This window comes from Flavobacterium sp., assembly GCF_041392085.1.
Classification (GTDB): Bacteria; Bacteroidota; Bacteroidia; order Flavobacteriales; family Flavobacteriaceae; genus Flavobacterium.
In genome coordinates, this window is the sequence record NZ_JAWKMW010000004.1 from 576,950 (window position 1) to 590,549 (window position 13,600).

Below are 13,600 nucleotides of genomic sequence, written 5' to 3' on the forward strand. Positions count from 1 at the left end.
TTACGGTTAACAGACAACTGAAAACAGACAACTTTAATTATTACTTAAAATCCGTTTATTAATCTCCTTAATCAACTTCGGTCCTTCATAAATAAAGCCTGTGTAAAGTTGCACCAAACTAGCTCCGGCATTCAATTTTTCAATCGCATCATCGGCTGAGTGAATTCCGCCAACACCAATAATTGGGAAAGATTTGTTACTTTTTTCACTCAAAAAACGAATCACTTCAGTGGAACGTTTTGTCAATGGCTTTCCACTAAGTCCGCCCATTTCTGTTTTATTTTCAGATTGTAAGCCTTCGCGTGAAAGTGTCGTATTCGTAGCAATTACTCCGGCTATTTTGGTTTCATTGACAATGTCAATAATGTCCAATAATTGTTCGTTGGTTAAATCCGGGGCAATCTTGAGTAAGATTGGTTTTTGTTTTGGTTTTTGTAAATTCAGATTTTGAAGTGTTTGTAATAAATGTGTCAACGGTTCTTTGTCTTGCAATGCTCGCAAATTGGGTGTGTTGGGCGAACTCACATTCACCACAAAATAATCCACATGCGGAAATAAGGTTTCAAAACAGATTTCGTAGTCAGCAGTAGCTGCTTCGTTGGGCGTGTTTTTATTCTTCCCAATATTTCCACCGATTAAAACACCATCATTTTTTTTCAATCGTTCCACCGCTTCCAAAACACCACCGTTGTTGAAACCCATTCGGTTTATGATGGCGGCATCTTCTTTTAATCGAAACAAACGTTTTTTGGGATTTCCATCTTGTGGCTTTGGTGTTAAAGTTCCAATTTCAATAAAACCGAATCCAAAATTGGATAATTCCTGGTATAATTTGGCATCTTTATCAAAACCGGCTGCTAAACCAACCGGATTTTTAAATTTCAAACCAAATACTTCTCGCTCTAATTTTGAGTTTTTCACTTCATAAATCGATTGAAAAAGCTTTCCAAATCCGGGAATTCTATTCAAAAAACGAATCAGTGAAAACGTAAAATGATGCACTTGTTCCGGATCGAAACAAAATAAAATGGGTCGAATAAGTAGTTTATACATGTGTGTTGCGTTGTTGAGCAAAAATAATCATTCTAACTTACATCGCTGCCAAACACGAAACAAAATAATCGATTTCTTCTTTCGTATTTTGATGATTGAAAGAAATGCGAAGACTTGGTTTTTTGAGCTCTTCTTCTGATAAAATTTCCGCCAACACATGCGAGGGTTTGATACTTCCCGACTGACAAGCACTTCCTCGTGAAGCCGCAATACCTTTCATATCCAATTCAAATAAAATCATCGCTGTTTTTTCAGGTGCGAATGGCAATTGAATGTTCAAAATTGAATAAAACGTTTCCAATCCGCCATTGAATTTTATTGAAGGAAATTGATTTACTAATTTCTCAATAGTATATTTTTTCAATTCAAAAACAACATTCCTTTCCGCATCCAAATTTTGATACGCCATTTCTAAAGCTTTCGCCATCCCGGCTATTTGATGAACAGCTTCTGTTCCGGCACGAAGGCCTTTTTCTTGTTCGCCACCAAAAATCATGGGTAAAATAATTGTATTTTTCTTTACGTAAGCAAATCCAACTCCTTTAGGTCCGTGAAATTTATGAGCACTGGCCACTAAAAAATCAACTTGAATCTCTTGTAAATCAATTTCAGTTTTACCGATGGATTGAACAGTATCAGAGTGAAAATAGGCATTAACAGATTTGCACAATGCTCCTACCCGATTCAAATCGAGCACTACTCCGGTTTCATTGTTCACATGCATTAAACTTACTAAAGTAGGTTTTGGATCTTCCAACAATGTTGCTAATTGCAAATAATCGATATGTCCGTTAGGTAAGATCGTTAAGAATTCAACCTTTACACCAAATTCTTTTTGTAATTCCAAAATAGGATATAAAACAGCATGATGTTCAATTTTGGTTGAAATAATTCGTTTTACACCCATTTTAGTGACGGCATTTCTCAGAATCCAGTTATTGGCTTCGGTTCCGGAAGAGGTGAAAATAATTTCTTGTGCAGCACAATTTAATTGTTTCGCTATACTTTTTCTGGCCGATTCCAAGATCACTTTTGCTCCTCGCCCAAAACTGTGTGTGGAAGACGGATTTCCGAATTCGGTTTGCATCACATGGGCCATTTCCTGAACTACTTCGGGACGGATTGAGGTTGTGGAGGCGTTATCGAGGTATATTTTGTTCATTATTTAATTCGTTGCTTTTTGACCTGCCTTGGCGGGAGATTCCTATTTCGACTTCGTCATCTTGCGGAATGACAAAAAGAAATTAAATTATCTTTTACCAATCTACCTATCACCATTTTTAAAGTGGGAAAAAACTAATCGCTGTTCCACCACCGGCGGCTAAATTCAATTTTAATTTTGTTTTAGCAGTTACCACGATAGTTTTGACGGAATAGGCTTTTGGATTTTTTTCCCAATGAGCGTCTTTACCGTCTTGGTAAATGGTGGCTTTGTATTTTTTTCCGGGCGTTAAAAAGTTTAGTGCAACTTCAGTACTTCTCGGATTTTCATCAGTAATGGCTCCTAAAAACCATGATTCTTTTCCTTTAGTTTTTCGGGCAATGGTGACATAATCTCCGGGCTCAGCTTCCAGAATTTCGGTTTTATCCCAATCTACTTCCACCTCTTTTATAAACTGAAAAGCATCCGGATAACGTTCGTAATTTTCCGGTAAATCGGCCGCCATTTGTAGCGGACTGTAAATTGTTACATACAAAGCCAACTGTTTGGCCAAGGTGGTATGCACTTGTTCCTTTTTCGTTGCATCGTAATGACTCATTTTGATTTCAAAAATTCCAGGCGTATAATCCATCGGACCACCAAGAAAACGTGTAAACGGTAAAATCGTTTCATGAGCAGGAGGATTACCAACACTCCACGCATTGAATTCGTTACCACGAGCAGCTTCTGCTGCGATATAATTTGGATATGTTCTGTGATAACCGGTTGGTCTAGAAGATTCGTGTGAATTGACCATGATTTTATATTCTGCTGCTCTTTCCACCACATAATTAAAATGGTTCACCATGGCTTGTCCATCATGCCACTCGCCTCGAGGAATAATTTTTCCAACATAACCGCTTTTCACAGCATCATAATTGTGCTTTTTCATAAAGGAAAAAGCTCGGTCTAATCTTCTTTCGTAATTGGAAACGGAACCAGAGGTTTCGTGGTGCATAATCATTTTTACACCTTTTGATTCAGCATATTTTTGTACTTCCTCCACATCAAAATCGGGGTATGGCGTAACAAAGTCAAATACATTTTCTTTCCAGTTACCAAACCAATCTTCCCAGCCTACATTCCAACCTTCTACTAAAACACCGTCAAAACCATGTTTTGCAGCAAAATCGATGTATTTTTTAGTGTTTTCAGTGGTTGCTCCGTGTTTTCCGGTTGGTTTTAATTCGGCATCCTGAGCCATTTGAGCATTTTGTGAACCGGCATAATCCCAAGTGGCTTTTCCAACGTGCATTTCCCACCAAATGCCAACGTATTTCATCGGTTTTATCCAAGAAGTATCCTCAATTTTTGATGGCTCATTCAAATTTAAAACCATTTTTGAGGATAAGATTGTTCTCGCATCATCACTCATCATAATGGTTCGCCAAGGGGAATTGGCTGGAGCTTGTAAATAAGCTTTGTCACCAATGGCGTTGGGTACCAAATGCGATTGCATTACAAATGATTTTAAATCTACATCCAAATGCATAATCGGATAATTAACAACAGCCGCTTCAAAAATGTTCAGGTATAGGTCATCAGTAGATTTCATCATAACCGGAGATTGAATTCTGCTTTTAGTCATAGGTCCTTTCATTCCAATTCCGTTGTTCATATCCAATTTATACACATCAATTTGTGATAATTTCGTTTCATTATAACTGTATTCTTGGCTGTCATAATCCCCCGGAATCCAAAATGCTTTGTGGTCTCCGGTTAAAGCAAACTGTGTTTCTTCATCCGAAATGATAAAATAATTCAATTTTTCTTGCGTAGGAATTTCATACCGAAAAGCTAATCCTTCATTAAATAAACGAAAAACTAGATTTATTTTTCGACCGGTTGTTTTTTGGAGTAGCTCAACTTTTAATTGATTGTATTGGTTAAGAACCTCTTTTTCTTCACCCAAAACAGGAGACCATTTTTCAGAAAAAGTCATTGTTTTGTGATTCATTAATTCAAAATTTTCATTTAAAGGTTCTAAATTTTTTAAAATCAAACCTAAATTACTGTTATGGATAACTGCCTTTGACTTATATTTTACATTGTACTGTACCTTTCCATTGGCTGTCAGAGTAACATTTAGCTCAAGATTATTATCAGGTGATTTTAATTGTTGAGCAAACATAAATAGTGTAAAAAAAAGTGATAAAAAGCAAACTGATTTTTTCATTTGTGTAGTTTAAAAGAAGTTACCAAAGATAAGAAATATGGTTAAAATCATCCTAATTAAAACCAAATGCTTTTTAGAGCAATTAAAAATCCTATTTTTGTGTATAATTTTGAAATTTGTATGAGAAAAATAATTGTTTTTTTTGGGCTACTACTTTTGTTAAACGCTTGTGATGATGGTGACTTTACCATTGAATCATTTGATTTTACAAACGCTACAACAAATTCATGTAATAGTGGTGAATCCGGTTTTTTTATCTATAAAATTAGTGACAATGAAACGTTGATTCTTCAACTGCCTGAAGCAAGCTTTGTAAACACAATTACGCCTTTAGGTGAGCCCAGAATTATAAGTATCAATAGTACGAACAAAGTTATTTATCGATTGTATAATGGCAGTTTGTCAAACAATGTGATTTGTACCACTATTCCTCCGGCCAATCCAACCGTTACAAAAGAATGGAACGCCCTTTCGGGAAATATTGAAATTAGTACATCCGTGAACAAACAGGTTGATGAAAACACAAATGCTACCGAAATTACCGGTTATACCCATACTATTGTTTTACGTAATGTGAATTTTGATACCGGAAATGGTAACCAACAATTGTTTACTGAATTAGTATTTGGTGATTTTGTTACTTCTTCTTTGCGACAGGGAGATTTTGATGTGAATATTGCTCAATGTGGTAGTGATAATTCGTTTTTGTTTAAAATTCCGGTAATTGGTTCTTCTACGCCTGCCAATGTTCCTCCTCAAGCAATGACTTTACGGATTGATCCAAGTTTATTTGTTGCTGAAGTTACACCCGAGAATCAACCCCGAACAGCCTTGATGAATGGTTCATCAAATTTTCTACGACTTGTTTATTACAACGGTATAATCAGCAATGAGTTTTTATGTGCAAGCGAAACACCTACTTTTCCTATTCCCATTGAAGAATTTAATGCAGCAAACGGAATTACTAATATAAGTGGGATTATTGAAGTAACAACAACCATTGAATACGAGATTCCAACGGATGACCAAAGTCCAATTATTGGTCACCGTCATAAAATTACATTGAAAAATGTAACGATGACAAAAGTTTCCACTTCGCCTGAATTAGAAGTTTCTTTTAATTTAGGTTCTATTTATGAATTTGGAGAGTTTGTTGTTCTTTTGTAAAAACTACATCATTTTTTTCTGGATAAAATACACTTCGGTTGCCCCTAAGCCATATTTTTGGTAATTGGCATCTTGAAATGTGATGTTATCGTATCTGCCTAATAAAAAATCGAGTTCGGCTTTTAAAACGCCTTCGCCAACACCGTGTATAAAAACGACTTTTGGCATGCGGTTTTTTTGAGCAAATTCGAGTTGCCTTTTGGCTGTTTCTATTTGAAGATTTAGAATATCATAGTTGTTCATTCCGCGTTTGGAGGACACTAATTTTTCGATGTGCAAATCGACCTCTAACACAAATTCATCCTTCTTAGATTTCTTTTCTTTGGAAAAATTTCGCTTGATTGGCTCAACTTTTTCTTTGATAGCATGACTTACTTTTTCTCTAGAAATAAATCCTTTTAACTCATTGGAATTGTTTTCTTTAATTAATTCGTTGACAAAATATGTCATCAAGAAACCATCTGTAGTTTCTACTTCAATTTGTTCATTTTTAATTGAAACTATCACTCCGGAAATATCTTCATCCAACGCTGCTACTTTATCTCCAATATTAAATTTCATCATCTTTATTATCTTGATTTCTACTGGGTACTTTTTGCATAATTTTCATTACACCTATCATAATAATTATGATAGCGACAACTTTAATATAAATTGCATAATTACTCTCCTTGGGAGTGTAAAAAGCAAAAAAAATGGCAATTAAAACGATTGGAAAAAATAGCTTTTTCATAGAGAAAGTTTAGTTTTCAAAGGTAAAGATTAAAATTACAATCATAACAATGAAAATATAATCTCTTTTTTTTGTAAAATTGTATAAGTAAAAAGAAGAATGCTTTATGGAAGAATATATGCTTCCCTGTTTATCGAAAAAATTGTTTGGTATAGACTGCTTCGGTTGTGGTATTCAACGCTCCTTGGCGTTGTTATTGCAAGGTGAATTTGAAGCTGCTTTTTATATGTATCCGGCAATATATACGATGATATTGTTTTTTTTATTTATTGGAATAAGCTTGATAGACAAATCGAGAAGTTATCATAAACTTATTGTGTTTTTAGGAGTTATTACAGCATTTATAATGGTATTTTCTTATTTTTATAAACTTTTATATTATTAATCAACAATCAAATTAAACTTAACATTATGGAAAAACAAAAATTACCTAACCAAACGGCAATTATGATTTTAGGAATAACATCATTTATTGGTTGTTGCTGTACAAATGGTGTTTTAGGACTTATTTTAGCCGGTATTGGATTGCATCTAGCCAAGAAAGATGAGAAAATGCATGCAGAAAACCCTGATATTTATGATTTAGGTTCGCTAAAAACTTGGAAAACCATTAACATCATCAGTTTAGTGATTAGTGCGATTTTTGTGCTTTACTTAATTTATTTATTAGCTACAGGAAAATTTGCTGAAAGCATGGAGCAATATGAAGAATTGATGAATCAATTTCAAAATCAATAAATTAAGATTTAAATACAAAAGAAAAGCCACTTTTCAGTGGCTTTTTTTTATCTCTCAAATTCTTTCAGCGTTTTACAGATTATCGAAACGCAATCGAGCAGCTGTTCTTCGGTCATCACTAATGGTGGTGCAAAACGGATTATATTTCCGTGTGTTGGCTTGGCTAACAAACCGTTTTCTGCCAATTTCATACAAATATCCCAAGCAGTTGAGCTTTCTTCGGAATCATTAATCACGATAGCATTCAAAAGACCTTTTCCTCTTACCAAAGTAACAATATTACTGTTTTGAATGTATTTGCCTAATTCACTTCTAAAAAGTTTTCCTAATCTACGAGCATTTTGAATTAATTGTTCCTCTTGAATCACTTCTAACGCTGCTGTTGCTACTGCAGCAGCTAACGGGTTTCCACCAAAAGTTGAGCCGTGCTGACCGGGTTTAATCACGTTCATAATCTCATTATCAGCCAAAACAGCAGAAACTGGATAAACACCTCCTGAAATGGCTTTCCCAAGAATCAAAACATCAGGTTTTGAATAGGTTTCGGGATTTCTTTCACATTTGCTTTCACATCCACAATCACCACAAACCGACAACAAAGAGCCTGTTCTTGCAATTCCGGTTTGCACTTCATCGGCAATGAATAACACGTTGTGCTTAGCACACAATGCTTTGGCATTTGAAATAAAGTCTTCAGACGGAACATAAACTCCGGCTTCCCCTTGAATGGGTTCTACTAAAAATCCGGCTATATTTTTATTATTCTCTAAAACATTTTTAAGTGATTGAATATCATCATAGGGAATTTTTATAAATCCTTCGGTGTATGGGCCAAAGTTTTTACGAGCATTTTCATCATTTGAAAAAGAAATGATTGTAGTAGTTCTACCGTGAAAATTATTTTCACAAACCACTATTACTGCTTGATGTTCATCGATACCTTTTTTTTCGTAAGCCCATTTTCGGCAAATTTTAAGTGCCGTTTCAACTGCCTCAGCTCCGGTATTCATAGGTAACACTTTATCAAATCCGAACAAATCGGTGATAAATTTTTCATATTTACCGAGCTTATCATTATAAAATGCTCTTGAAGTTAGCGTTAATGTTTTAGCTTGTTCCATCAAAGCATTTACAATTTTTGGATGACAATGACCTTGATTGACGGCTGAATAAGCCGAAAGAAAGTCATAATACTTTTTACCTTCCACATCCCAAACATAAACCCCTTCTCCTTTGCTTAACACAACCGGAAGCGGATGATAATTATGTGCCCCATGCTGATCTTCTAAAGCAATTAATTCTTCTGAATTGATTTTTTCTAAAACTGACATTGTAATAAATTTTAAATGCGATACCTATCAATTCCTTCTTGATGGAGAGAAATCATCCAAATAAAGTAACAAAAATAAGCAATATTCTCTGAAAACGTTTGCGTGAACAGTTAAAATAAAATGACATTCATCAGTTTGGTTCATCGATAATGTTACTACTTTTACTAAAAAATTTGTTCATCATGTCAGATTCAAGAAATTATTCTATCAAACAACTGACCAAAATTCAGTTAAAAGTGGCACGTCAAAGCAGAACTATTTTATTTTTGCTTTCTGCTGTAACTTCTATGCTACTGGTGCTCCTTTTGCGTGACCCAAACTTTACAGATACTCAAAACTATGTCATGTTTTTACTGTTTTTCTCAATCGGTTTATGGGTTACAGAGGCAATTCCTCCTTTTGCCGTAGGCATTTTAATTGTAGGCTTTATGGTTTTTATTGTTGGCCAGGAAAACTCGATGGATGCCAAGCGATATGTAGAAACGTGGTCAGATGGTGTAATTTGGTTGTTCTTAGGTGGATTCTTTTTAGCTGAAGGAATGAAAAAAACGAAATTGGATTTTCTTCTCCTCAAGCTTGCGGCTCCCAAATTTGGTTCACAAGCTCAATACATTACTTTAGGTTTAATGATGACTACTGCAACCATATCTATGCTGATGAGTAATACGGCAACTACTGCCATGATGATTGCCACTGTTACGCCTTTATTCACACAATTAGGTAGAGATTCTAAAATTTCAAAAGTACTTTTGTTAGGAATTCCGGCTGCTGCTTCTATTGGTGGTATGGGAACTATTATTGGATCTGCCCCAAACGCAATTGCGGTGGGTGCATTAGAAGGTATAGGTGTAAAAATAACCTTTATTGAGTGGATGATTGTTGGAGTTCCGGTTGCCTTTTTACTTACCCTTATGTTTTGGAAAGTCTTAGTAATAAAGTATGCTATTAAAAAAGAGACCCTTTCGCTTGATTTTCTACAAAACGATATTCCTTTGGAAGAAGAATATGCGGAAGAAGATAAAATTCGCAAGAGAATCGTTTTAATCGTAATGGCTACCACTTTGTCTTTGTGGTTGACTTCTCAATGGACTAAAATTCCGGTGGCTGCCGTTTCCGGTCTTCCAATAGTAGCACTAACCATGTTAGGTATAATAGATGCTGATGATGTACGTTCGCTACCTTGGGATACTTTGATGTTGGTTGCAGGTGGTTTGGCATTAGGAATTGCTATTCAAGAGCAGGGTTTAGCGGATTATTTTATATCTACAATCAGTTCTATACAAATTAACTTTTACCTTTTACTCTTAATATTTTCAATCACTACGGTTACATTATCTAATTTTATGAGCAATACGGCGGCAACAACCATTTTAATTCCGGTTGGAATATCAATGTTGAGTATAACAGAAGGAATAGACCCAATTATTCTACCCTTTGTAATTGGATTAAGTGCTTCTTGTGCCTTATTGTTGCCTGTTTCTACGCCACCTAATGCTATCGCTTACAGCACAGGGTTGATTAAACAATCTGAATTTAGAATTGGTGGATTTTTTGTTGGATTAGTAGGACCAATTCTAATTATTTCATTTACGTTATTGTATGCTTTTTTTAAATAACAACTACTTTTGATTGTCTTTTTCATTTTATAAAAGAGTATTTAAATGACAAACTTTATCTAGTTCATCAAAAAAAGTTTCCTATTTTCAGGAAAAATTCTTAACTTTAACTTAACAAAAGCAAAATACTTACTAGTATTATAGTATATTTGCTTTTTAACTTTTTTTATTTTTTTATGAAAGCAAAGTTTCTAGTTGTTTTGAGTTTTGTCCTTGTTGGATTAATCTCTTGTTCATCCGATGACAGTAAATCTGATGTAAATTTTATTCGTGCTAAATTTGACGGTGTTGAACAAAAATTTAACATTATCAGTGTAGATAAAGTTGATTATCCAGAGGAGGGATACTCAGACGTTGAAGTTACCGCTACAATGAGTAGTGATGCTACAAAAATTTTGATTCTCAAATCTGAATTTGGTGTTACCGGAGCAGATATTATTTGGGGTATGTATTACACGAACGATGGCGTTTATTATGAAAATGATTCGGAAAATTCTAATGTTACAGAAAATTCTCTAGGAAGATACAAAGGTACTTTCTCATGTACTTTAAGTAGTGAAGGTGGTGATACAATGTCAATCACAGAAGGTTCTTTCGATATAATCTATTAAAAAATACAATTCGAATCAATTAAAAAACGTCTTTCATAGAAAGACGTTTTTTTTGTTTTAAAAATTTCACAACATACTGAAATTTTACTATTGAATAACTTATTTTTGCTCCATGGGAAGAAAGAATACAGACAAAATTATTTTTAAAGAAGTTCTTGTTTTAGATGCCGGTGCAAAAGGTGTCTCTGTGGCCAAAGCCGAAGACGGCAGGGTAATATTTATCCCCAATGTTGTACCGGGCGATGTGGTGGATATACAAACTTTCAAAAAAAGAAAAGCTTATTTTGAAGGTAAAGCTATACACTTCCATAAATTGTCTGAACATCGTGTTACTCCCGAATGTGAACATTTTGGTGTTTGTGGAGGCTGTAAGTGGCAAAATATGAAATACAGCCAACAATTAGTCTATAAAAACAATGAGGTTTATAATCTTTTAAAGCGAATAGGAAAAATTGAACTTCCTGAATTTGAAGAAATTTTAGGCTCAAAAAAACAGTTTTTTTATCGTAACAAAATGGAGTTTTCTTTTTCCGACAGTCGATGGTTGACAGAAAATGAAATTCAAAATAACGATGAAATCCAAAATAGAAATGCCTTAGGTTTTCATATTCCAAAGATGTGGGATAAAATTTTAGACATTCAAAAGTGTCACTTGCAACAAGATCCGTCTAACGCCATTCGAAACAGTATCAAAGTATTTGCAACGCAAAATGATATTCCTTTTTTTAATGCAAGAAATCATACTGGGTTACTGCGAACATTGATGATTAGAACAACTTCCCTTGGGGAAATCATGGTGCTTATCCAATTTTTTAAAGAAGATAAAAAACAACGTGAATTGGTTTTAGATTTTCTTTCGGAAAAATTTCCTGAAATCACTTCGCTACTTTATGTAATTAATGGAAAGGCAAACGATACTTTATACGATCAAGACATCAAATTATTCAAAGGCAGAGAATATATTTTAGAAGAAATGGAAGGTTTACAATTTTCAATTAATGCCAAATCATTCTATCAAACCAATTCGGAACAAGCATACGAACTATATAAAATAACCCGGGAATTTGCCGGATTAACCGGAAATGAGTTAGTATATGATTTATATACTGGTACCGGGACCATTGCACAATTTGTTTCAAAAAATGCTAAAAAAGTAATTGGAGTAGAAGCTGTACCGGAAGCCATAGCCGATGCAAAACAAAATGCTAAACGGAACAACATCACTAACTGTGAGTTCTTTGTTGGCGATATGAAAGATGTGTTTAATGCTACATTTATTGCAACGCACGGTAAACCGGATGTTATTATTACCGACCCACCAAGAGACGGGATGCATGCTGCTGTGGTAGAACAAATTATGAAAATTGCACCGGACAAAGTGGTTTATGTGAGTTGTAATTCGGCTACGCAAGCACGTGATTTAGCCTTGATGGATTCGCTATATAAAGTAAAGCGTGTTCGTCCCGTTGATATGTTCCCGCAAACGCATCATGTAGAAAATGTTGTACTTTTAGAAAAAAAACAATGAAAAACAGTTTACTAATTCTCTTGCTTTTGGTTACAACTTATTTTTTTTCAGGTTGTGAAAAAGATGATATTTGCGTTGAAGGAACACCTACTACACCTCGATTAATTATTGAGTTTTATAGTAATGATAACACTACACTCAGAAAATTAGTAGCAAATTTAAAAGTTCAAGGAGAGGGAGCCAACACCGCTCTAGATTTTAATCAGGTTGATACTATTGAATTACCCCTCAAAACCAATGAAAATTTCACCAATTATAGCCTAAATATTAATTCTACCTCGAGTACAGAAGTGAATAACACCGATTTGCTTCGATTTAATTATAGCGTAGCTGATATTTATGTATCCAGAGCCTGTGGATTTAAAAGTCATTTTACGTTAAACTTAGCTAATGGGGTTGAACAAACAAACCCTGAAGGTGATGATGTATTTTGGATAAAAAACATAGAAATAATAAAGAGTAACGTTGAAACTGAAGAAGATGTCCATATCAAAATGTATTTTTAGTTTTTTATTGTTTGTGTTCTGGCAAAACCTTTGGGCACAGAATAGGAAGAACGACAGTATTATTGTTCCAATAAAAACAGAACGATATGGTCTGCGGGTAGGTATTGATGCCTTTAAATTAGCACGAAGTTTTTATGAAGATGATTATAGAGGTTTGGAAATAGTGGGTGATTATCGCTTGACAAAAAAATACTATTTGGCTGGGGAAATCGGAAATGAAAAAAGAACAATAGACGAAGACCGTGTAAACTTTACAACATCAGGCACTTATTTTAAAGTTGGATTTGATTATAACGCCTACGAAAATTGGTTAGATATGGAAAACCTTATTTATATAGGTTTACGTTTTGGAGCCAGTACTTTCAGTCAAGAATTAAACAGTTATCGTGTATATAATCCAAACCCTTACTTTGGAGAATCACCCACAGTTATCTCCGGAAGAAAATTTGAAGGCCGTTCAGCTCAATGGGGAGAATTTGTTGCCGGAGTAAAAGCAGAATTATTTTCAAATTTTTATGCCGGTTTCAGTTGTAGAATAAATTATCTGATTGGAAACAAGGAATCTTCAGAATTTGAAAATTTGTATATTCCCGGATTTAATAAAAAATACGAAGGGAAATTTGGAGTTGGCTTTAATTATACACTTTCTTATTTTATTCCGATTTATAAAAAGAAAATACAAAAAAAGTAAAACTAAATAGATCGAATTCCTTTAATAAAAATCCATTTCATAAAAAGTTTTTCACCTTCTTTTGTCTGTATGGCCTGAAATTTAGGAGCCAAAACCAATGTGGCTAAAAAAGCAAAAAAAGAAGGCCAAAAACTATCCAACGAAGTATAGTAATCAATTAAAAATCTAATTGGAATAAAAAAAACTACAAAAGAAATCAATTGATACAAGAACGCTTTAGATTTAAGTCTCATCTTTTTTTATTTACAA

The 13,600-nt window shown here is 34.3% G+C and carries 15 protein-coding genes; 8 read left to right on the plus strand and 7 right to left on the minus strand.

Annotation, left to right across the window (positions count from 1 at the left end; translation table 11 throughout):
- Nucleotides 1-33: 33 nt before the first annotated feature.
- The 3 genes from R2782_RS02700 to R2782_RS02710 form a co-directional block, all read right to left on the minus strand.
- Nucleotides 34-1,053 carry a quinone-dependent dihydroorotate dehydrogenase gene (locus R2782_RS02700; protein ID WP_371266526.1) on the minus strand — a complete coding sequence of 340 codons (1,020 nt, stop codon included), beginning with the start codon at nucleotides 1,051-1,053 and terminating at the stop codon, nucleotides 34-36.
- Nucleotides 1,054-1,090: 37 nt separating this feature from the next.
- Nucleotides 1,091-2,215 (minus strand): cysteine desulfurase family protein, encoded by a 1,125-nt coding sequence (locus R2782_RS02705; RefSeq protein ID WP_371266527.1) that lies wholly within the window; start codon nucleotides 2,213-2,215, stop codon nucleotides 1,091-1,093.
- A 118-nt stretch (nucleotides 2,216-2,333) separates the two neighbouring features.
- Nucleotides 2,334-4,430, minus strand: a complete 2,097-nt coding sequence (locus tag R2782_RS02710) for a glycoside hydrolase family 97 protein (protein WP_371266528.1) — start codon at nucleotides 4,428-4,430, stop codon at nucleotides 2,334-2,336.
- A 120-nt stretch (nucleotides 4,431-4,550) separates the two neighbouring features.
- On the opposite strand from R2782_RS02710, the gene R2782_RS02715 reads away from it, so the two are divergent.
- Entirely contained in the window at nucleotides 4,551-5,597 is a 1,047-nt protein-coding gene (locus R2782_RS02715; RefSeq protein WP_371266529.1) for a hypothetical protein, read from the plus strand.
- A 3-nt stretch (nucleotides 5,598-5,600) separates the two neighbouring features.
- On the opposite strand, the gene R2782_RS02720 is transcribed toward R2782_RS02715, so the two are convergent.
- Both R2782_RS02720 and R2782_RS02725 read right to left on the minus strand, forming a co-directional pair.
- A complete protein-coding gene (locus R2782_RS02720) occupies nucleotides 5,601-6,161 on the minus strand; it encodes a Smr/MutS family protein (RefSeq protein ID WP_371266530.1) in 561 nt (186 codons plus the stop codon).
- Nucleotides 6,148-6,330 (minus strand): hypothetical protein, encoded by a 183-nt coding sequence (locus tag R2782_RS02725; RefSeq protein WP_371266531.1) that lies wholly within the window; start codon nucleotides 6,328-6,330, stop codon nucleotides 6,148-6,150. The genes R2782_RS02720 and R2782_RS02725 overlap by 14 nt, the downstream gene beginning before the upstream one ends.
- Nucleotides 6,331-6,448: 118 nt before the next feature.
- Here R2782_RS02725 and R2782_RS02730 point away from each other — a divergent pair, with 118 nt between their 5' ends.
- Complete coding sequence (locus tag R2782_RS02730) at nucleotides 6,449-6,715, plus strand: DUF2752 domain-containing protein (RefSeq protein WP_371266591.1); 267 nt, start codon at nucleotides 6,449-6,451, stop codon at nucleotides 6,713-6,715.
- A 26-nt stretch (nucleotides 6,716-6,741) separates the two neighbouring features.
- Nucleotides 6,742-7,068, plus strand: a complete 327-nt coding sequence (locus R2782_RS02735) for a CCC motif membrane protein (protein WP_371266532.1) — start codon at nucleotides 6,742-6,744, stop codon at nucleotides 7,066-7,068.
- A gap of 47 nt (nucleotides 7,069-7,115) precedes the next feature.
- Here R2782_RS02735 and rocD read toward each other — a convergent pair whose 3' ends face one another.
- Nucleotides 7,116-8,399, minus strand: a complete 1,284-nt coding sequence (gene rocD / locus R2782_RS02740; protein WP_371266533.1) for an ornithine--oxo-acid transaminase — start codon at nucleotides 8,397-8,399, stop codon at nucleotides 7,116-7,118.
- A gap of 182 nt (nucleotides 8,400-8,581) precedes the next feature.
- Here rocD and R2782_RS02745 point away from each other — a divergent pair, with 182 nt between their 5' ends.
- The 5 genes from R2782_RS02745 to R2782_RS02765 all read left to right on the plus strand — a co-directional run bounded on the left by R2782_RS02745 (nucleotide 8,582) and on the right by R2782_RS02765 (nucleotide 13,351).
- Complete coding sequence (locus tag R2782_RS02745; RefSeq protein ID WP_371266534.1) at nucleotides 8,582-10,015, plus strand: DASS family sodium-coupled anion symporter; 1,434 nt, start codon at nucleotides 8,582-8,584, stop codon at nucleotides 10,013-10,015.
- A 200-nt stretch (nucleotides 10,016-10,215) separates the two neighbouring features.
- Nucleotides 10,216-10,626 carry a hypothetical protein gene (locus tag R2782_RS02750; protein WP_371266535.1) on the plus strand — a complete coding sequence of 137 codons (411 nt, stop codon included), beginning with the start codon at nucleotides 10,216-10,218 and terminating at the stop codon, nucleotides 10,624-10,626.
- A 112-nt stretch (nucleotides 10,627-10,738) separates the two neighbouring features.
- Nucleotides 10,739-12,154: a 23S rRNA (uracil(1939)-C(5))-methyltransferase RlmD gene (rlmD, locus tag R2782_RS02755; protein WP_371266536.1), complete on the plus strand. Its 1,416-nt coding sequence runs from the start codon at nucleotides 10,739-10,741 to the stop codon at nucleotides 12,152-12,154.
- Nucleotides 12,151-12,660 (plus strand): DUF6452 family protein, encoded by a 510-nt coding sequence (locus R2782_RS02760; RefSeq protein ID WP_371266537.1) that lies wholly within the window; start codon nucleotides 12,151-12,153, stop codon nucleotides 12,658-12,660. Before rlmD ends, R2782_RS02760 begins: the two co-directional genes overlap by 4 nt.
- Nucleotides 12,635-13,351, plus strand: coding sequence for a DUF6048 family protein (locus tag R2782_RS02765; RefSeq protein WP_371266538.1), 717 nt, complete (start codon nucleotides 12,635-12,637; stop codon nucleotides 13,349-13,351). The genes R2782_RS02760 and R2782_RS02765 overlap by 26 nt, the downstream gene beginning before the upstream one ends.
- A gap of 2 nt (nucleotides 13,352-13,353) precedes the next feature.
- Here R2782_RS02765 and R2782_RS02770 read toward each other — a convergent pair whose 3' ends face one another.
- Entirely contained in the window at nucleotides 13,354-13,584 is a 231-nt protein-coding gene (locus R2782_RS02770) for a hypothetical protein (RefSeq protein ID WP_371266539.1), read from the minus strand.
- Between the last annotated feature and the right edge of the window lie 16 nt (nucleotides 13,585-13,600).